This window comes from Rhodococcus sp. H36-A4, from assembly GCF_027158005.1.
Taxonomy (GTDB): Bacteria; Actinomycetota; Actinomycetes; order Mycobacteriales; family Mycobacteriaceae; genus Rhodococcoides.
In genome coordinates this window covers 241,767-261,177 of record NZ_JAPVLQ010000003.1, presented here as the reverse complement: position 1 = coordinate 261,177, position 19,411 = coordinate 241,767, and the positions used below count along the sequence as shown (strand labels likewise).

Genomic DNA, 19,411 nt, shown 5'->3' with positions numbered 1-19,411 from the left:
CCTCACCCGCGCGCGTGTTCGATGCTCGAATTCTCGTCCACGTGATGTGGGTCGGGCCGCGATGCGGCATAGTGTCAGCAGTGCCAGAATTGAACTTTCACCAGTACGGCCCGGACACCGGACCCGAGATCCTCGCAATCCATGGGATGACCGGCCACGGTGCTCGCTGGGGTGACCTTGCCGACAATTATCTTCCGCAGGCCCGGGTGCTCGCTCCGGACCTGATCGGCCACGGCCGTTCGCCTTGGACGCCGCCGTGGGATATCGGTGCGCAGGTCGATGGGCTGAAAACGCTTCTCGACAACCACGCCCACGGCCCTGTTCTCGTCGTCGGCCATTCGTACGGGTGTGCGTTGGCGGTCCACCTTGCCGTGAAGCATCCCGAGCTCGTCCGCGGGCTCGTTCTGCTCGATCCGGCGATCGAACTCGACCCCGTCGACCTGCTCGAAGTGGCCGAGCTGACTGCGGTGCATTCCGACTACACGGACGCCGCGGAAGCAAAGGCCGAGAAGATCAACGGTGCTTGGGCCGACGTACCGCAGGCGCTACTCGATCTCGAGGTCGAACAGCACCTCGAGACGATGGACAATGGCCGCGTCAAGTGGCGGACTTCCACCGCTGCAATAGTCGCGTCCTGGGGTGAACTGGCCAGGCCGCTGCTGGTACCGCCGACGGGTACACCGACCGTCGTCGTTCAGGCAAAGAGGGTGCAGCCGCCGTACGTCAGCAAGGAACTGAAGGCCGCATTCCGCACACAATTGGGCGAGAATCTCACTCTTGTCCAGTTGGATTGCAATCACATGGTTGCCCAGGCGAAACCCAAAGAGGTTGCCAAGTTGGTCCTCGAATTGCTGTAGATGGCTGCGATCACGGAGAAACACGTCGAACGGGTACGCGAGATCGTTGCCTCGGTTCCGCCGGGAAGGGTTGTGACCTACGGCGATATCGCAGCGGCCGCAGGATTGTCGAGTCCTCGAACAGTCGGGTGGATCATGCGCACCGATTCGGCCGACCTACCTTGGCACCGGGTCGTGCCCGCCAACGGAAGACCGGCCGCGCATCTGGCGACACGGCAACTCGCCGAGCTACAGGGTGAGGGCGTCGAGATTCGCGACGGCCGTGTCGATCTACGAACTGCCCGCTTCGATCTGGGGTGAACAACTTCAGACGATGTGCTCGACGGCGGGCGCGTCGCCCCGCAGGCCGAGATCTCCGGTTGCAACTTTAGCCAGTACATCCACCGCCGCAACGATTTCCGAAGCGGATCGGGTGAAGGGAATGCGCAGCCTATCGTCGAAGGCATAGCCGGTTCCAAATCTGGTTCCCGAGACGAGAAGCAGATCGCGGGTGGCTGCACGACGAACCAGATCCTGCGAGGACAACCCCTGCGGCAGTCCGCACCACAGCGACAACCCCCCGTCGGGAACGCGAAATGTCCAGTCGGGCAACTGGGTCACCACCCGTGAGACGAGCAGATCTCTGCGCTCACGTAACCCTGCAACCCGCTCGGCGACAATATCGTCGAACATCGCGAACAATCGGACAGCGGCGGCTTGCTCGACCATGGAGACCGACAATTGGCGACGGTTGTACACCCGAGCCATACGGGAGATCAGTTGCTGATCCGATCTGACCCACCCGACCCGGAGCCCACCCCACACCGTCTTGCTCAACGATCCTATCGAGATGGTTGCCGTACCTGGAACGGGAACTCCGAAGGGCTCGAGGGGGTCCGAATGATCCAGTGTCAGATCGGCGGCGACTTCGTCCGCGATGGTCAACACGCCGTGCCGAGCCAACGTCGCCGCCAGCCTGCGCCTGCCATCGGCTGTCATCCGGTTGCCCGACGGGTTCGAGAAGTCCGGCATGAAGTAGGCAAGCGTCGGGGCGTTCTGGCGCGCGGCACGATCCACGTCCTCGACCAACGCGTCGGGGTTACCCGCGTCGACCGCCACCGGGACAGGAAGGGCGCCGAAGCTCTCCAATAGTTCCGGTGCCCCCGGGTATGTCGGGTGCTCTATCAAGACGCGGTTGCCGGGTCTGACGAACGTATCCAGCACGAGATGCATTGCGTCACCCGCACCCGAGACGACCAGCACCTGGTCCGGAGTGGTGGGTAGACCACGATGGGAGTATCTGTCCGCGATGGCTCTGCGTAGATCCGAGGTCCCCGGTGGTGCGTAGCCGTGCCCTGACATGGTCTTCGCCAGTGCCGACACCGCGTCCACAAGAGCAGCCGCAAGGAACGGCGAGGCCTCCGGCGCCGCATTGACGAAATCGAGAACGCTCGAACCCTCCGAGCCCATCATCGATACCCAGGAACTCTCGTTGCTGGGGACCGCGACGAAGGTGCCTGCCCCGTGTATCGCTGCCGCCCAACCTTGCTCGCGTAATTCCCGGTACGCAGAGGTGACCGTCACACGGCTGACGCCGAGTTGGGCCGACATCACCCGCTCGGGCGGCAACCTCTTGCCCGCCGGGACGGTGCCGTCGGCAATGATTCCTCGCAACTGATTCGCCAACGAACGGTAGAGCGGCAACCCTTCGATCTTGACCGACCCCATCAGCCCCGCAAGCGTGCGCGCATCCACCTCGGACTGGGAACCGGTGGAATCAGTGGAATTAGTGGAATCAGTGGAATCAACCGACGAGCCGACGCGGAATGACATCAGTCCAGTTTCACACACAGGCCCTAGTAAATCTCGGCTATCACAGTCCAATAATGAGCCATGTTGATAATAGGACTGCTCCTGTTGCTCCCTGTTGCCTCGTTGGCCTGGCTTCCCGTCATTGTGCGAAGTGGTGGTCGGTGCGGCCTCGACGGCCCACCCCGTAGTCATCGTCTACCCGAATCGACCTCACGCACTAACCTGAAAGAATGAACTTGGGACAATTCGATCCGCGTCCGACCGCGAAGTACGCACTTGCCACTGCGAGTCCCTTCCTCGTGATCGCCGGATTGGTCGTAGAGGAGGTCTCGGGTACGCGCGTCGCGGGTCATATCGAGCTCACCGCGGAGCACTTCACCCCATGGGGAGTGGTGCACGGCGGGGTCTACACGACCGCGGTGGAGTCGGCTGCGAGCATCGGGGCCAGCGAAGCGGTGAAAGAACGAGGCGAGTTCGCCGTCGGTGTCCACAACGCAACCGACTTCCTTCGCGCCAGCAAGGGCGGCCGCGTCGATGTACTGGCGGAACCGTTGCAGCAAGGCAGAATTCAGCAACTGTGGCTCGTCACCATCACTGCATCCGACAGCGGTAAAGCAATTGCACGCGGCCAGGTTCGGTTGCAGAACGTCCCACTACCGGCGTGAGCAGCGAGAATCCGACGTTCGACGCGATCGTCCTGGCCGGCGGACGCGGCTCGCGGATGGGCGGGGTCGACAAACCTGCATTGACCGTCGGACGCCGAAGCATGATCGGGATCGCAGTGGAGGCCGTGCGGCGGGCCGGCCTGATCGTGACGGTGGGACCTACCCGGCACGAACTGAATTCTCGTGTCCTCCAGACGCAGGAGTCTCCGGCCGGATCGGGGCCGGTCGCTGCGGTCGCAGCCGGTCTGAGAGCACTACGGGAATCAGTGGCGGACGTGGTGGTCATCCTCGCCGCGGACCTACCGCTCGTCGACGCGAACAGCGTCGACTCCCTTCTCGCTGCGTCACTGTCCAGCTCGGCGGGTGCGACGTTCGTCCGTGACGAAACAGGCCGAACACAATATCTTTTCGGTGTGTGGGATCGCTCGAAGCTGGTGGCGACACTGGCCCGAGTAGACGCACTTGCGAACCGATCCATGCGATCGATCGTTCCCGACGACTATGCAGTTCTCGACCTTTCCGAAGTATCCGGTGATTGCGATACCGTCGAGGATCTACACCGGGCTCGAGCACGACGCGCCGCCGCCGATTGCATACCGCCGGCTCTTACCATCCATCAGGCCCGCAAACGAATTCGGGAAAGGCTCGCACCTGTCGCACCCCGAGGAGTACCACCGTTGGAGGCGCATGGAACGGTACTGGCCGAGCCGATGATCGCTACCCGGCCCCTCCCCTACGTCGATATATCGGCAATGGATGGTTATGCGGTGTCCGGCGACGGCCCGTGGACTGTCCGAGGGGACATCGCCTATGCCGGAACCAGTGGACTTGCGGAGGTTGCCCAGGGCCACGCTGTTCGAATCGCTACCGGCGCACACGTTCCCGCAGGCGCAACCTCGGTGGTCCGCGACGAATTCGTCGAGCTCGATTCCTCCGGAAAGTTGCGCTTGTCACCGAACGTCACGCAGCAGGACGACACGCGACGCCGCGGTGAGGATTGGCACGCCGGTGCCGAGTTGGCGCCTGTCGGCACGTCCGTCTCGCCTGCAGTCATGTCGGTCGCTTTGAGCGCAGAGGTTGCCGAGCTGACCGTACGCGGCCCCGTTCGCGCGCAAATAGTGCTGAGCGGCAACGAGATACGAGCGATTGGTCCACTCGAAGCAGGGCAGACACGTGACGCACTCGGACCAATTCTGCCCCTGTATCTCCACGCATGCGGAATCACCGTCGTCGACACCGTGTACCTCCCCGATTCACCGACTGCGTTCGAGGATTTGTTGACCACGTCGACGGCAGCGGACCTCACGATCGTCGTCGGTGCAACCGGAGGGGGTGCCGCGGATCAACTCCGCACAGCACTCGTCCACGCGGATGCCGAAACAGTGATCGGTCGAATCCTGGTGCGCCCGGGCGGCTCTCAGATCACCGCGGTACTGCCGAGCGGGCGAGTGGTGCTGGGGCTACCAGGTAATCCACTGGCTGCCATCGGAACTCTGCTACTCGTTGCACCCACCGTGGTCGAAGCATTGACCGACAGCACTTCGAGCGCCCCTCGCGTCGGCAACCTGACCAACCCGGAAGCTGTATGTTCGCCGACGGCTCGGATCGTTCCGGTGATGCGCGACGGTACCGGATGGCGAGCGGACACCGCGGTTCGCACAGCACATTTGCTCCACCTGATCGATCACGAGGCGTTGGCCGTGGTGCCTGCCGAAGTCAGCTCGACCGAACCGGTGGAACTGCTGCCGATCGTGCGTTGAACTGCCGAGCACCTTCGCGGTATCGATCCACGACGAGGTCGACGATGGCGGGGTGCACACCCAGTGGTTCGGCGACGCCGTCGGCGCCTGCCTCGGCGAGTCGATTGTGAAAGAGGCCGCGCGCAAGTAGATACGAGGCCAGGAACACTCGGCCGTGTCCCTGTGCACGCAGGGCGTTGACTGCGTCCGGGACGACTTTGTTCGCGGGGGCCGCGATGGCGATATGGGCAACGGTGACTTCGACGTGCGCGATCCTCGCGAGCATGTTGGCGGCACGTCGGTGCTCGAGTTGTGCCCGGGCATCGGACGAACCTGCTGCCGCGAGGACGACGGCGTCCCCGGGGCGCCATCCTGCGTCGCTCAGTCGTTCCAGCAGCACCCTGGCGAGCACCGGATCCGGTCCGAGTGCGCGAGTGACTTTCACGCTCTGGTGGCCACTGACGGTGACCTCACGGGGTACGTCGGTGTGCACGTGGTATCCCGAGGCCAGAAATGCCGGGACCACGACGGCAGACCCATGGACCTCGCGAAGAAGCTCGGATGGAGAGGGTCCGAGGACATCGACGAAAGCGACCCGCGACACCCCGACCTGTCCGCTCACGGCATCAGCCAATTCGGCGATCATCTCCACGCCGCGCGGATTTCTGGTCCCGTGGGCTACCAGGACAAGGGCAGGACCTGAACTCATCTAGTACTTGCTCCCTTCGCAGCTGGGCATGACGGACATGGAAGTTCGTTCGGGCATCTCGGACTCTTCACACTCCTCGGTGACCTCGGGTTCGTCGACCGCCAGCCGGTAGCCTCGCTTGACCACGGTGTGAATGGCCTTCGGTGCGCCGAGGGCGGAGCGGAGTCGAGTCATGGCTGTTTCGACGGCGTGAGTATCTCCCCCGCCGCCGGGCAGCGATGCGAGTAGATCTTCCCGGGATACCACTCGCCCAGGCCGCTTCGACAAATTCTTGAGCAGTGCCATGCCTGCTGGTGATACCGAACGTACTTCGCCGTCGACAACGACACATTTACCGCGCACGCTCAGTAGGTGGCCACCCGCGCTCATGAGTTGGGAGCGTCGCGGTAGTTCCTCCGCGATATGACGCGCCATCGCCCCGAGGCGAGCACGTGCCGGCTGCGTCGTCGCGACGTTCAGTTGTTCGAGAGGTGCGGCGGTGATCGGTCCTACACATACCGGGAGCACCCGGGTACGCATCGATTGCAGCAAAGGTTCGAGAACGCCGTTCTCGTGTGCTCGCGTCAGCAGGGACGCCACTGCGGGCGCACTCGTGAAGCTGATGGCGTCGAGATCTCCGACGATGACTGCTTCGATCATGCGGTCCATCGGAACGCTGTCGTCCGGTGCGATCCAGCGGTACACCGGAACGGGCACCACTTCTGCTCCGGCGGCACGCAATGCCTTACAAAAGTCCGGAACCGGTTCCCACTCCGTTGTTGCGCCGTGGAGTTGCACCGCAATCCGTTTGCCTTCGACCCCCTCTGCGAGAAGATGTTCGAGCACTTCTGTCGAAGATTCCGATGCCGGTGACCACTCTTCGCGTAGGTCGGCTGCGCGGATTGCCCCCTTGGCTTTCGGCCCACGAGCCAGCAGTCGCGACGACGCTAGTGCTGCTCCGAGGCTTTCGGCCTGACCCCACCCGTCGGCCGCCTCGATCCAGCCTCGAAATCCAATTCCCGTCGTTGCAACGGTGATCGTCGGCGGATCGGCGATGATGGCGGCGGTGACGCGTTCCAATTCAGCGTCGTCGGACAGCGGAATGATCCGGATGGCCGGTGCATGCATTACCGAGGCTCCACGCCGAACGAGTAGCGTCGCGAACTCCTCGGCGCGCCGCGACGCGGTAATCCCGACGGCGAATCCAGCCAGAGGTTCCCCGGACTCGGCAGTCGAGCTCATGTCGATGCGCCACGCACGAAAATCATGCCGCCCGAGATCTTGGTCTCGAAAGATCCGAGCGAGATGTCGCTGACGTCGAGGCATCGGCCGTCGAGAAGAGAAAAGACCTGCTTGAGCAACGGCGAGGCCACGGTGGGTTCACCGCTCCGGTCGCCGACGAGCCCCCTGGACATGACTGCTGCCCGGCCGAACGGATCGATGTTGCCGACCGCGAACACACGCGCATCGGGCAATGCGAACAACGCCACTTGGGTGCCTCCTCTCAGCAGAACGGCGACGCCTCGTCCAGGAACGATCGCGTCGACAGTGCACGCGGCAGTCCACGAGCGCGCGGATTCGGTGCCCGATGTCGTGGGCAACTGCTGGTTCCTGTTTCTGGTGGTGCTGGTTCGAGACTCGATGACAGTCATCACGTACCTCCTGGTGCTATTGCACGTTGCCCGTGTTTCTTGGTCGTTAAGTAGCGGTTACTCAGGTGTGCACATGCGATCCGATGCCCTACAACGGTGTGAGTGAGATCTCAACCGCCGAAGGCCGGCATCCCCATCAACACCGGAACCTTGCGCTCACCCGACTCGTCGAACGCAATGGTCGGATCGATCGCCTCGGGCACATTCACGAACGAGACAAATCTGCCCAACCTCTCCTCGTCCTCGAGAACGCCTGCCCATTCGTCCTTGTAGCCGGCCACATGGCGGTCCATATCGGCCTCGAGTTCGGCGCCGATCCCCAGGCTGTCCTCGCAGACGACGGCTTTCAGATGCTCGAGACCACCCTCGAGCGCATCGAGCCACGGCGCCGTCCGCTGCAAACGGTCCCCGGTCCGTACATAGAACATGAGGTACCGGTCGATGTAGCTGACGAGGGTGGCGTCGTCGAGATTCGATGCGAGCAACCGCGCATGCTTGGGCGATTGGCCACCATTGCCGCCGACGTAAAGATTCCAACCACCTTCGGTAGCGATGACGCCGACGTCCTTACCCCGTGCCTCCGCACATTCGCGAGCGCAACCGGAGACACCGAACTTGATCTTGTGGGGCGAGCGCAGACCCCGGTATCGATTCTCGAGGTCAACGGCCATCCCCACCGAATCCTGGACACCGTAACGACACCAACTCGATCCGACGCAACTCTTGACCGTGCGCAACGACTTACCGTAGGCCTGACCCGATTCCATGCCCGCGTCGACCAACCGCTTCCAGATAGCGGGTAGCTGCTCCACGCGGGCTCCGAACATGTCGATTCGCTGACCGCCGGTGACCTTGGTGTACAGACCGAAATCTCGTGCCACCTCACCGATGACGATGAGTTGTTCCGCCGTGCACTCCCCTCCCGGCATACGTGGAACAACGGAATACGTGCCGTTCTTCTGAATGTTGGCCAGGAAATGATCGTTGGTGTCCTGTAAAGATGCCTGCTCACCGTCGAGGATGTGGTCCGAGGACGTCGAGGCCAGGATCGAAGCTACGACCGGCTTGCAGATGTCGCATCCAGTCCCCCTGCCGTACTTGACGATCAGCGAAGAGAACGTGCGGGTGTTCGTCGCCCGAACGATCTCGAACAGCTCGGCACGAGAGCGACCGAAGTGCTCGCACAGCGCCTTCGACATCACCACACCCGATGCGGAAAGAAGCGCCTTGATCGACGGAAGGCATCCCCCACACGTCGTGCCGGCGTTCGTGCAGCTCTTCACCGAGGCGAGATCACCGGCCCCCTCCGCGATCGCGTTACAGATCGCACCCTTGCTCACACCGTTGCACGAACAGATCTCGGCATCAATCGGCAACGCACCGATCCCAACATCCTCGGCAGCTGGGGAAATCAACGATGCTGGATCGCCGGGAAGTTCCCTTCCGACCAAAGGGCGAAGCAGTGAGTACGCGGCAGCATCCCCGACGAGAATTCCACCGAGCAATGTCTTCGCATCGTCGGAGACGACCAACTTGGCGTACGTCCCTTTCGGAGCGTCACTGAAGACAACCTCCAACGCTCCCGGTGTGAAAGCCATGGCGTCACCGAAGCTGGCGACGTCGACACCCATGAGCTTGAGCTTGGTGGACATATCGGCACCGGGGAATTCAGCCTCACCGCCGAACAATCGGTCGGCCACAACCTCTGCCGTCGAATAGCCAGGGGCGACGAGCCCGTAGGAAGTCCCTTCGACCGCGGCACATTCACCGATGGCGTAGACATCGGGATCGACCGTGCGGCAACCGACGTCTACCAAAATTCCGCCGCGCGCACCCACTTCGAGGCCGCAGTCCCGAGCAAGTCGATCCTGTGGCCGCACACCGGCCGAGAACACCAGCAGCGCTGCATCGATGACACTGCCGTCGGACAACTCCACCGAAAGCCCTGCCCCATTGGGATTCTCGGTGATCGACGAGGTACCGACACCGGTGTGGACGGTCAGCCCGAGGTCGGTGACCAGACGTGCCAACAGCGCGCCACCACCCTCGTCGACCTGAAGCGGCATCAGTCGCGGAGCGAATTCGACGACATGGGGCGTCACTCCCATCTGCTGCAGAGCGTTGGCTGCTTCGAGTCCGAGTAGACCTCCGCCCACCACGACACCGACCGCGCCTGGACCCGCAGCGTCCGCGCAGGTCCTGATCCGGTCCAGGTCGTCGAGCGTGCGGTAGACGAAGCACTCCGGGCGATCGTGCCCGGTGATCGGAGGAACGAAAGGGTAGGAACCGGTGGCGAATACGAGGACGTCATAGTCGACGGTCTCTCCGGTCGATGTCGTGACCGTCTTCGACGCGCGGTCGATGTGCTCAGCTCGCACACCGATTCGCAAATCGACAGCGGTGTTACCGAGATCGCCTGTGTCATCGAGATAGTCGTTGCCCGCCAGCGCGAGCTCCCGGTGATCCCAGGCGCCCACATAGGACGAAAGCCCCACTCTGTCGTAGGCGGGCAATGCCTCCTCGCAGAGCACTGTCACCTTCCAGTCGGACGCGGTGTCTCGCGCGCGGAGCGCCTCCACGAATCGGTGACCTACCATGCCGTGTCCTACAACCACCGCGTTCTTCACGTGAGTTGTCCTTTCGCGAATTTCGTGTCGAACAATGTTCGAGGAGAAAAGAAGTCAGACCGCGACCGACGCGTTCGTCTTCTCGCCTTCCAGAACCCGCGGCTTACGCAGATAAACGGCCCACGTCACTGCACAGCACACGACATAGAAGACGAGAAACACCCAGAAGGCCGTGGTTGCGGACTTCGCCGCGCCCGAGTACGAAGCTCGCAGCACGAGGTTGATTCCCACACCACCCAAAGCTCCTATAGCACCGGCAATTCCGATGAGCGCGCCGGACATCCTGCGCGACCAATGCTGCTGTTCCTCGATGCTCATGCCCTGCAGTTCTACAGACTTGGCGGCGAAAATCGCAGGAATCATCTTGTAGACCGAACCGTTGCCGATGCCGGACAGAAGGAACAGAAGAATGAACCCGATCACGAAGAGGGTCATCATGGTTCCGGTGGCAGCGCCTGCGGTGTTGTCGTCCCAAGTGCCTGCGGCAACCAGGATCCCGGTGGAGAAGACCATCGCCACGAACGTGTACAGCGTGATCTTGCCACCACCGATCCTGTCGGCGAGCTTGCCACCGAAGGGTCGTGAAATCGATCCGAGCAAAGGTCCGAGAAACGCGATCTGAGCTGCGTGCAACGACGCTTGTGCCTGCTGGGCTGCGGTAGCGGGCGCGCCGTCGGTGATTCCGGCAAGGAAATTGATTTGCAGAACCTGACCGAACGCAAAACTGAAACCGATGAAAGAGCCGAACGTTCCAACGTAGAGGAACGCGATCCACCAGGAATCGGAGAACCTGAGAACGTCGATCATCGAGCGGCCGTTGGTCTTCTGGTTCTCGAGGTTGTCCATGAAGAGTGCGGCACCGACGGCGGCGATCGCGATGAAGACGAGGTAGACGGCACACACGATTTCGGGAGCCGAGTTGCCGATCGTGGCGATGACCAACAGGCCGATGAGCTGAATGACAGGCACACCGATGTTTCCACCGCCGGCGTTCAGCCCGAGTGCCCACCCCTTTTCGCGCTGCGGATAGAAGGCGTTGATGTTGGTCATCGAGGACGCGAAATTGCCACCACCGAGGCCGGCAAAGGCTGCGACGACGATGTAGGTGGTGTACGACGCCGGGTTCAGCATGAAGTACATGGTCAGCATCGTCGGGATCAGCAGGACGAGGGCGCTGAAGATCGTCCAGTTACGACCGCCGAATTTGGCTGTCGCAAACGTGTACGGAATCCGAAGGATCGCTCCGACCAGCGTTGGCACCGCGACGAGGAAGAACTTGCCTGCCGCGTCGATGCCGTAGACCGACACCGGCATGAACAGAACCATCACGGACCAGATCGACCAGATTGAGAATCCGACGTGTTCGGCGACGACGGACCAGATCAAATTCCGCTTCGCGATCGTCTTGCCCCCGGCCTCCCACGCCTCGACGTCCTCGGAGTTCCAGTGGCTGATTCGGTGCTTGATCGACACCGGAACGCTTCCTCGCTCGGGCGTCGTTGTCGAAGCATCTTGGGCTGGTGGTGCCTCGGGAATGCTGGTCACGTGGGCCTCCTGATCGCGTGGGAGACCCAAAGGTAGAAAAACCGTGTTGCGTGGGCGCTGCCTGCGGTGACCTGTCGATTAACTTGCTCTCACGGGGCGAAACCGGTGCCCGTGAGGTTCTCGGCGCTACGACCCTCCGGCTACGATCCTGCGGTTACGACCCCGCGGTCACCAGGTGTCTTCGAGCATGCGCGGGCGGCAGCACAGGTACCCGCCGACGAGCAGCACCGCAACACATCCGGTCAGGAGCAGCATCGGTATTCCCCAGCCCCCGGAGAGTGTGTGCAGCAGTCCGAACGACAGCGGCCCAGTGGCCGATACGACGTATCCGAGGCCCTGTGTGAATCCCGAGAGTGCCGAGGATCCGGCATGGGTGCGGGTGCGGAGATTGATGAGTGTCAACGACATCGGGAATGTCATCGTACCGAGTCCGATGAGGCATACCCAGAGAACGGTTCCGGCGGTCGGCGAGAAATACAGTCCGGCGAACCCGATGAGATAGAAGACGGCAGCCGAGATGACCAAGCCGTACGGGTTGCGCAGGCGCGCGCACAGCGACGGGGCGGCCAGCGAGGAAATCAGACCCATCCCGCCGAACGCTGCGACCGAGGCACCGGCGAAGGCCTCACTGATGCCCGAATCGGTGAGGATCGTCGGTAGCCAAGTCAGCATCGAATAAGTGATGAACGAGGTCATCGCGAACATGCCGACCATTCCCCATGCCAACGACGAGCGCCAGATCCTGCCTTCCGAACGCTCCTGAACGGCTGCTGCGCTGGCCGCTTCCCTCCCGTCACGCTCACGGCGTGAGAGAACGACACCGAGCCACGGCACTGCTGCCGCCACCCCCACGACGGCCCACATCCCGATCGAGGTGCGCCAGCCGTATGCCTCCGCGAGGGGAACTGCCACCAGCGGAGGAACCATCGTGCTGATCTGCATGGCACAGATGTAGAGGGTGCTGACTACGGCCAGGCGATCGGAGAAGTAGCGCTTCACCAGCGGCGGGAGGACGACGTTTCCGATTCCCATGCCTGCCAGCGCGAGTGCCGACAAGGCGAGGAGCGAGCCGGTCCCCGGCGCGAATGCTCGGGTAGCCATTCCGAGGGTCGTCGCCAACATTGCCACGAGGGCGGCGCGCTCGAGGCCGATTCTCTTGACGATGAGGGGTGTCAGAAGGCCGAAGACGGCGAACATCGCCGGTGGAAGCATTCCCACCAATCCAACGACCGTGGATCCGAAGTGGAGTTCGTCGCCGATACGACCGAACAGTGGGCTGATCGACGTCACGGCGGCACGCAAAGTCAGCGCTGACACGATGATGGCCGCGAAGACGAGTGCACGTCCTCGCACCAGATGCCGAGCGTGGGTCCGGTCGTTCGACTCTGTTACTGCTGCGGGACTCACCACCAAATCATAGGATGACCGGATCATCTGACGCAAAGCCTTAAACTGGCCCACACATCGAGAAAAGAACGGGGAGTCACACGTGCAGCAGGTTCAGCGTTCCAGCCTGATTTCACAGGTCACTGCGCAGCTTCGCAAGGAGATCGTGGCCAGGCGTTGGCCGGTCGGTTCGCGTATTCCGGCAGAACCCGAGCTGTGCGAACTGACCGGTACCGGTCGAAACACGGTCCGCGAAGCCGTGCAGGCGCTTGTCCACGCTGGAATGCTCGAGCGAAGGCAAGGATCGGGCACGTATGTGATGACGGTGTCGGATCTGGGCGGCGCGCTGGGGAAATACTTCGCCGACGCGCAGGATCGTGATGTCACCGAGCTACGACGCACCCTCGAGGTCACCGCGGCCGCGCTTGCCGCCGAGCGAGCCGACGGAGACGACATCAGCGCACTGCGAGAGGCACTCGCCGCACGAAACCTCGCCTGGACAACTCGGTCTCGCGACGACGCCATCGAGATCGATGCACAGTTTCATCGCGCGATCGTCGCTGCTTCCCACAACGCCATCTATCTGGAGTTCTACGATTCGCTACTGCCGGTGATCCGCCGGGCTATGCATCATCACGCTGCAGAGCACGACAACGACTATCTTGACGAACATGCCGCGCTGGTCGAGGCCGTAGCGGCAGGCGACCCTCTACGTGCGGGCCAGGCAGCACGTGTGTTCTTCCGTGAACTCGGGGCGGATCACTGAACTAGAGGATCAGCCTAACCAGATCGGCCGTCCGCGCGAGCCCGGGGAAAGCCTCGGGCGTCGAGCGCGGATGCAGCGCGTGCACCGCGAACCTGAAGATCAAGGCACGCAACAACATTTGTGGCCATTCGGGAAGATCGTCCCAGCGCCCGATCAAAGCATCGTCCGCTCCACCCCACGAAATGGCATCGACCACGGCCACCGCTGCGGCCCATGACGTCGGACGCCAATACGGGGTGATGTCGGTGAGGCCAGGAGCTTCGCTGCCGTCGAACAGCACCGTCCCGAACAGATCGCCGTGCACCAACTGGTCTGCCGACTCGACAGGTCTGCGCAGACTCGCGAACTGCTTGATCAATTCGAGGCTCTGACGCCCGTCCTCCGAGGTCACTTCCGGAGCGCCCGCACCCCGCGCCGCCCGCAAAGGTACAGCCTCCCAAGCCGCCCGATCTGCCGCGACGAACACATCCACATCCGCCCACGGGGCGACAGGGGGCTGCACCAGAAAGCGAGGGCGCTCCAACTGGGCCGTTGCCGCGTGAAGCCGCATCGACAGTGACACGACCTCGTCGTGCCGCGGTTCCGGCGAACCCTCGATGAAGGTGTCAGCGCGCCAACTACTCACTACGTAACGCCCGTCCGTCGACCGGACGGGACGCGCAAGCCGGACACCGTCGACGGCCAGGGTCTCGCGAACCTTCGCCGACCACGCAGCCCGCGCGTGATCTGCGACAGGCGAAAGCACGACATCACCGAGTCGCCACCCGCCGTCCCAGTCGGCACCGAGCGGCGTGGGCGGTACATCTCGCAACCCGAATGTGGAGATCACGTGTTGAGGGGGTTCCACTGAGCTCACAACTCTCACGCTACCGCCGACGAGCCGCACCGCTCCGCAGGCGCGCGTGGAGATATGACCGGCCGAACCGTGCCGACGTGCGACTAGTAGATCGGCAAGCTGGGATCGATCTGACCGGCCCAGGCGACAATGCCGCCCTGCAGATGAACTGCATCGGCGAAACCCGCCTGCTTCAGGACGGCAAGTGCCTCTGCCGATCGAATTCCCGTTTTGCAATGCAACACGATGCGTCGATCGTGGGGCAGCGACGCGAGCGCATCCCCGGAGATGATCACGCCCTTCGGCACCAGGGTTGCCCCCTCGATATGCACGATGTCCCACTCCACCGGCTCGCGAACGTCGATCAGCGCGATATCGGCACCAGCCTCGAGTAACACTGCCAGCTCGTTCGGCGTAATGGTCGAATCTTCCGCCGCAGCCGCACCCTCGTCGGACACGACACCGCAGAACGCGTCGTAATCGATGAGTCCGGTGATCGGAATCCGATCCGGATCTCGCTGCAGGCGGATGGTGCGGTAGCTCATGGCCAAAGCGTCGTACACCAACAATCGCCCCAGCAAAGTGTCGCCGATGCCGGTGATCAGCTTGATCGCCTCGGTCACCATGACCGACCCGATCGAAGCACACAGGACCCCGAGCACGCCGCCCTCTGCACAGGAGGGGACCATTCCGGGCGGCGGAGCCTCCGGATACAGATCTCGAAGGTTCAAACCGGCCCCGTCCGGCGCATCCTCCCAGAACACCGAAACCTGACCTTCGAAACGGTAGATCGACCCCCACACGTAGGGCTTACCGGCCAGAGCGGCGGCATCGTTGACGAGGTAGCGCGTGGCAAAGTTGTCGGTTCCGTCGAGAACGAGATCGTACTGCTCGAAGAGAGGCACCGCATTCGAGCGATCCAGCCTCACATTGTGCAGCCTGACCTCGACACCGGAGTTGATTTCGCGAATCGAATCGCGAGCGCTTTCCCCTTTCGGGCGCCCGACGTCGGAACTGCCGTGGATGACTTGTCGCTGCAGGTTGGACAATTCGACGTCGTCGAACTCGACGATCCCCAGCGTCCCCACGCCTGCCGACGCGAGATAGAGCAATGCCGGCGAGCCGAGCCCTCCGGCCCCGATCACCAACACTCGGGCGTTCCGCAACCGTCGCTGCCCCGTCATTCCTACGTCGGGGATGATCAGATGGCGACTGTATCGAGCCACCTCGTCGAGCGTGAGCTCTCCTGCCGGTTCGACAAGTGGGGGCAACTGCGTCATGAAACATGCACTCCTCGACGGCACTCCGTCAGTGGCCGTATGCCACGTTCGGTCACCTCACGTTACCGAACTGCCCACTTGCCACCGCTTCGGTGATCCACCGCTCGCATCGGTCCGCGATCGCAAGTCGAATGTTCAGCTACGGGGATAAGGCCACGGGTTGAACCGACAGGTCTTGCCGTCCATAGGCACGACGCCTTCTGGATCGAGGCGGGCGATGTCGTCGTTCGAGGTACCGAAGGTTTGCTGCATCATGACCGGGGCCAGGCCTCCCTCGGTTTCGCAGGGCTGATGTTGCTGATAGCCGATCGCGTGTCCGACCTCGTGATTGATCTGATATTGTCGATACGAGCCGATATCACCTTGAAATGCGATGGCACCACGTACCCACCGGGGCTCGTTGAGCACGACACGTCCGATTCCAGGGTTGTAGCACGACACCTCTAGCTGAATATCGTAACCACAGGCCTTACGGATGGACATCTGCGAGGTCAGCGAGATTCGAAAATCAGGATCACCGGATTCGATTCTGCGGAATGCGAACCGAGGGTCGTTGGTCCAACTCTTCGGGTTGCCGAGTGTCTGATCGACCAGCCTCCCGAACGACTCGTCGCCACCGAATCCTGCCGTATCCATGCCGTCCTCGACCTCGACGGTGTAGGTGAAGGTGCGCTCGGTCCCTTGACCGACCTGGTTCGACGATCCGGGGACCAGGTGCCAGGTACCCGCGCCATCGACAGCAAACGACCCGCCGTCCGGTAGCTCACCGGAGGGAATGGATGCAGCGAAGTTGCCATCGGCTTGCGGCGGAACCCCAATCACCCCGGAACCGCTCGTGTCCGAGCTGAGCGCTCCGAATCCCGGATCCGCAGGCAGTGAAAGGCTTCCAGTCGCGGTGGTGGTGGGATCGCCGGTGCGCACTGCGTCGACCACGACCAGCGTGGTCACCACCAGAAGCAGCGGAATTGCATAGGCGCGCCAGCCGTAGACGGACGCAAACTTTCCGAGCTTGCTCTGTTTTCTGACCTGACGTTCCGGACGCGGTGTTCGCGGACGTCGTGTTTCTTCTCTGGTAGTGGGGTCCCACTGGGCCCGCAGCGGCTGGTACGAACCTGCGCCGCCAACTTCACGCGGGAGATCATCCGGACCGCTTTCATACCGTCGAGCAGAGCCGTCATACTCTCGTGCTCGAGCGGTCTCCGTAGGGCGATCGCCGTCGGTACGGCGGCCTTCTGTGGCCTCGAACCGACGTGACCGCTGATCGGGTGGGAGGTATGCACCTCCTCGTCTCGGCCCTCCTCGGTCAGTCACTCCGCCAGAATCTCACAGTCTGGCGCGTACGCCGCTCGCCGCGCCGATAATTCCACCTTCGAACAAACTCAATGCCCGATTTCAGCCCTGTTATCAGGATGATCGACCTGTATAGCGATGTGACTCGAAAAACGAGGGCGACCCGCAGTCCCTTCGGTCACATCTTCGACAGGTATCGTTGCCAACGATCTGCGCTACAAGTACCCAACGCCTCCGGACACGGGCACCCACGGGCAGCCGACACCGGCGCAGTGACCTATGCGGATGGGATCAAGCACTATGACAGAACTCGCGGATCGGATGTCCTCGGACCGTCCGACTCCTCCAGCCGGCCGCCGCAGCGCGCGCTTGCCGCGCGAGGCGCGACGCGCGCAACTCTTGGCTGCAGCAAGCGAGATTTTCGTGACCCGTGGCTATCACGCGTCAGGAATGGACGAGATCGCCGAATGTGCCGGAGTCAGTAAGCCGGTGCTCTACCAGCATTTCCCCGGCAAACTCGAGCTGTATCTCGCCGTGCTGCAGAGTTACGTCGATACCCTGATCTCAGGGGTCAGACAGGCGTTACGTTCAACGACCGACAACCGACAGCGCGTGCGCGCTGCGGTACTGGCGTTCTACGACTTCGTCGACACCGACACACAAGGGTTTCGTCTGGTGTTCGAATCGGATCTCATGGGCGATCCCCAGGTGAGCGCCCGCGTCGAGCAGGCAACAGAAGCTTGCGTCGACGCAGTGTTCGACCTCGTCGCCCACGACTCGGGCCTGGACCCGTACCGAGCACGCGTACTTGCCGTCGGTCTGGTCGGTGCCAGCCAGTTCACTGCGCGATACTGGCTCGAGGCCGACCGTCCGATTTCCAAAGAGGACGCTGTCGACACCACGGTGTCACTCGCCTGGGGCGGACTGTCCCACGTTCCTCTTCAGTCTCCCTAGAGTTGGATGGAACGCGCGAGGCCCCGTATCGATCTTCCGATACGGGGCCTCGCGCGTTCCAGATCCAGAAAACCTAGGTCGCGAATCCGACCTTGCGAGGATCGGCTGGGCCGATCTCCACGTACGCCACCTTCGCGGCCTGCACGAGGTACTTACGGCCCTTCTCGTCGACGAGGGACAGCACGCCGTCCTTGCCACTCAAAGCCTGAGCAACGAGCTTCTCGACCTCGTCCGGCGACTGTGCACTGTTCACCACGAGCTCGCGAGAGCTTTCCGACACACCGATCTTGACCTCCACGGCCAACCTCCGAACTCATAGACAACTAAGGCTGCTTCATTCAGGCTAGTGCAGCCAACACCTCAGGAGCTCACCTCATGCCTGTGCTGTCAGCGAACACCGTGTTCTCTGCTAGACGAGCCCGAGCACGCGCATCCGTTTCGAGTGCTGCTCCTGCATTCGGTCGAACAACGCTGCGACCCCGTTGAGATCGCCGGACACTGCGATCACCAAGTCGGTGAGGCTCTCGCGCTGTGCCAAGACGTGCTGTGCCTGGGTGATCGCTTCACCGAGTAGTCGCCGTCCCCACAACATGAGGCGTGCCTTGTCCTGAGAGCTTTCCTGCACCCGGACCGCGACCTCGTGGACCACGAATTCCGAATGACCGGTCTCGGCAAGTACTTCGCGGACGATCCCCGCCACCCTGGGATCGAGCGTGTGGGCGATCTCGCGGTAGAAGTCGGCCGCAATCCCATCACCGACGTACGCTTTGACCAGGGCTTCCATCCACGTCGACGGGTTGGTCGACGCGTGGTACTCGTCCAGTGCGCGGACGAAGGGGTCCATCGCGGTATATACGTCCACTCCTCGTTCCGACAGTGCGCCCACCACAGTTTCGAAGTGGTTCATCTCCGCCGCCGCCATACTTGCCAGTGCGACGCGACCCTGCATCGACGGAGCCATTCGGGCGTCCTCGGCCAGCCGATAGAACGCGGAAATCTCGCCATACGCCAGCACCGCAAAGAGGTCCGACACTCCGGGGTGGTCGTACGCGACCAACGCCATCTCGGATGAATCTCCGGTACCGGACGGTTCCTCGGTGGGTGAGGCAGAGGTAGACAGATCAGACGAGTGGGCTCCCATAGAAAATGATCGTAGTCGCGTCAGGATGGATGCATCAGCGCAGACCGGCGACGAGTGTCGGGTTGCGCGCACGGCCGCGAGGGTACTGGAAATCACTCGATACACCGGATGAGCGCTCGGCAAGCTACCATGGTGATCGGATCAATGCACGGACCGATCGATACGGACCGACTCACGCGGAGATCAGTGACAATG

Annotated in this window: 18 protein-coding genes; 6 read left to right on the top strand and 12 right to left on the bottom strand. The window is 62.6% G+C overall.

Annotation, left to right across the window (positions count from 1 at the left end):
- Positions 1 to 80 precede the first annotated feature (80 nt).
- Entirely contained in the window at positions 81 to 857 is a 777-nt protein-coding gene (locus O1W68_RS10310; RefSeq protein WP_269303291.1) for an alpha/beta fold hydrolase, read from the top strand.
- Positions 858 to 1,157, top strand: a complete 300-nt coding sequence (locus tag O1W68_RS10305) for an MGMT family protein (protein WP_269303289.1) — start codon at positions 858 to 860, stop codon at positions 1,155 to 1,157.
- Between the two features lie 6 nt (positions 1,158 to 1,163).
- Here O1W68_RS10305 and yczR read toward each other — a convergent pair whose 3' ends face one another.
- Complete coding sequence (gene yczR, locus O1W68_RS10300; protein ID WP_269303287.1) at positions 1,164 to 2,669, bottom strand: MocR-like transcription factor YczR; 1,506 nt, start codon at positions 2,667 to 2,669, stop codon at positions 1,164 to 1,166.
- A 209-nt stretch (positions 2,670 to 2,878) separates the two neighbouring features.
- On the opposite strand from yczR, the gene O1W68_RS10295 reads away from it, so the two are divergent.
- Both O1W68_RS10295 and O1W68_RS10290 read left to right on the top strand, forming a co-directional pair.
- Complete coding sequence (locus tag O1W68_RS10295) at positions 2,879 to 3,313, top strand: PaaI family thioesterase (RefSeq protein WP_269303285.1); 435 nt, start codon at positions 2,879 to 2,881, stop codon at positions 3,311 to 3,313.
- Complete coding sequence (locus tag O1W68_RS10290; protein ID WP_269303283.1) at positions 3,310 to 5,073, top strand: NTP transferase domain-containing protein; 1,764 nt, start codon at positions 3,310 to 3,312, stop codon at positions 5,071 to 5,073. Before O1W68_RS10295 ends, O1W68_RS10290 begins: the two co-directional genes overlap by 4 nt.
- Here O1W68_RS10290 and O1W68_RS10285 read toward each other — a convergent pair.
- The 6 genes from O1W68_RS10285 to O1W68_RS10260 all read right to left on the bottom strand — a co-directional run bounded on the left by O1W68_RS10285 (position 5,030) and on the right by O1W68_RS10260 (position 12,971).
- Positions 5,030 to 5,761 (bottom strand): sirohydrochlorin chelatase, encoded by a 732-nt coding sequence (locus O1W68_RS10285; protein ID WP_269303281.1) that lies wholly within the window; start codon positions 5,759 to 5,761, stop codon positions 5,030 to 5,032. The genes O1W68_RS10290 and O1W68_RS10285 overlap by 44 nt on opposite strands.
- Complete coding sequence (locus O1W68_RS10280) at positions 5,762 to 6,982, bottom strand: uroporphyrinogen-III synthase (protein ID WP_269303279.1); 1,221 nt, start codon at positions 6,980 to 6,982, stop codon at positions 5,762 to 5,764. It lies immediately after the preceding gene.
- Entirely contained in the window at positions 6,979 to 7,392 is a 414-nt protein-coding gene (gene nirD / locus O1W68_RS10275) for a nitrite reductase small subunit NirD (RefSeq protein ID WP_269303277.1), read from the bottom strand. Before nirD ends, O1W68_RS10280 begins: the two co-directional genes overlap by 4 nt.
- A 110-nt stretch (positions 7,393 to 7,502) precedes the next feature.
- Positions 7,503 to 10,019: a nitrite reductase large subunit NirB gene (gene nirB, locus O1W68_RS10270; RefSeq protein ID WP_269303275.1), complete on the bottom strand. Its 2,517-nt coding sequence runs from the start codon at positions 10,017 to 10,019 to the stop codon at positions 7,503 to 7,505.
- A 54-nt stretch (positions 10,020 to 10,073) separates the two neighbouring features.
- A complete protein-coding gene (locus O1W68_RS10265) occupies positions 10,074 to 11,486 on the bottom strand; it encodes a nitrate/nitrite transporter (protein WP_269303729.1) in 1,413 nt (470 codons plus the stop codon).
- A 246-nt stretch (positions 11,487 to 11,732) separates the two neighbouring features.
- Complete coding sequence (locus O1W68_RS10260) at positions 11,733 to 12,971, bottom strand: MFS transporter (RefSeq protein ID WP_269303273.1); 1,239 nt, start codon at positions 12,969 to 12,971, stop codon at positions 11,733 to 11,735.
- Between the two features lie 82 nt (positions 12,972 to 13,053).
- Here O1W68_RS10260 and O1W68_RS10255 point away from each other — a divergent pair, with 82 nt between their 5' ends.
- The gene (locus O1W68_RS10255; protein WP_269303271.1) at positions 13,054 to 13,716 is read left to right on the top strand and encodes a FadR/GntR family transcriptional regulator; all 663 of its coding nucleotides are present in this window, start codon (positions 13,054 to 13,056) and stop codon (positions 13,714 to 13,716) included.
- A 1-nt stretch (position 13,717) separates the two neighbouring features.
- Here the strand turns inward: O1W68_RS10255 and O1W68_RS10250 are convergent, their stop codons facing one another.
- From O1W68_RS10250 to O1W68_RS10240, 3 genes are all read right to left on the bottom strand, one after another.
- Positions 13,718 to 14,572 (bottom strand): TIGR02569 family protein, encoded by an 855-nt coding sequence (locus O1W68_RS10250; protein ID WP_186626877.1) that lies wholly within the window; start codon positions 14,570 to 14,572, stop codon positions 13,718 to 13,720.
- An 83-nt stretch (positions 14,573 to 14,655) separates the two neighbouring features.
- Positions 14,656 to 15,831, bottom strand: coding sequence for an adenylyltransferase/sulfurtransferase MoeZ (moeZ, locus tag O1W68_RS10245; protein WP_269303267.1), 1,176 nt, complete (start codon positions 15,829 to 15,831; stop codon positions 14,656 to 14,658).
- Between the two features lie 135 nt (positions 15,832 to 15,966).
- Positions 15,967 to 16,929 carry a DUF3152 domain-containing protein gene (locus O1W68_RS10240; RefSeq protein ID WP_269303728.1) on the bottom strand — a complete coding sequence of 321 codons (963 nt, stop codon included), beginning with the start codon at positions 16,927 to 16,929 and terminating at the stop codon, positions 15,967 to 15,969.
- A 492-nt stretch (positions 16,930 to 17,421) separates the two neighbouring features.
- On the opposite strand from O1W68_RS10240, the gene O1W68_RS10235 reads away from it, so the two are divergent.
- Complete coding sequence (locus O1W68_RS10235; protein ID WP_136169412.1) at positions 17,422 to 18,075, top strand: TetR/AcrR family transcriptional regulator; 654 nt, start codon at positions 17,422 to 17,424, stop codon at positions 18,073 to 18,075.
- A gap of 73 nt (positions 18,076 to 18,148) precedes the next feature.
- On the opposite strand, the gene O1W68_RS10230 is transcribed toward O1W68_RS10235, so the two are convergent.
- Positions 18,149 to 18,373 carry a DUF3107 domain-containing protein gene (locus O1W68_RS10230; RefSeq protein WP_269303265.1) on the bottom strand — a complete coding sequence of 75 codons (225 nt, stop codon included), beginning with the start codon at positions 18,371 to 18,373 and terminating at the stop codon, positions 18,149 to 18,151.
- Between the two features lie 111 nt (positions 18,374 to 18,484).
- Positions 18,485 to 19,216, bottom strand: a complete 732-nt coding sequence (locus O1W68_RS10225; RefSeq protein WP_442972320.1) for a ferritin-like fold-containing protein — start codon at positions 19,214 to 19,216, stop codon at positions 18,485 to 18,487.
- Between the last annotated feature and the right edge of the window lie 195 nt (positions 19,217 to 19,411).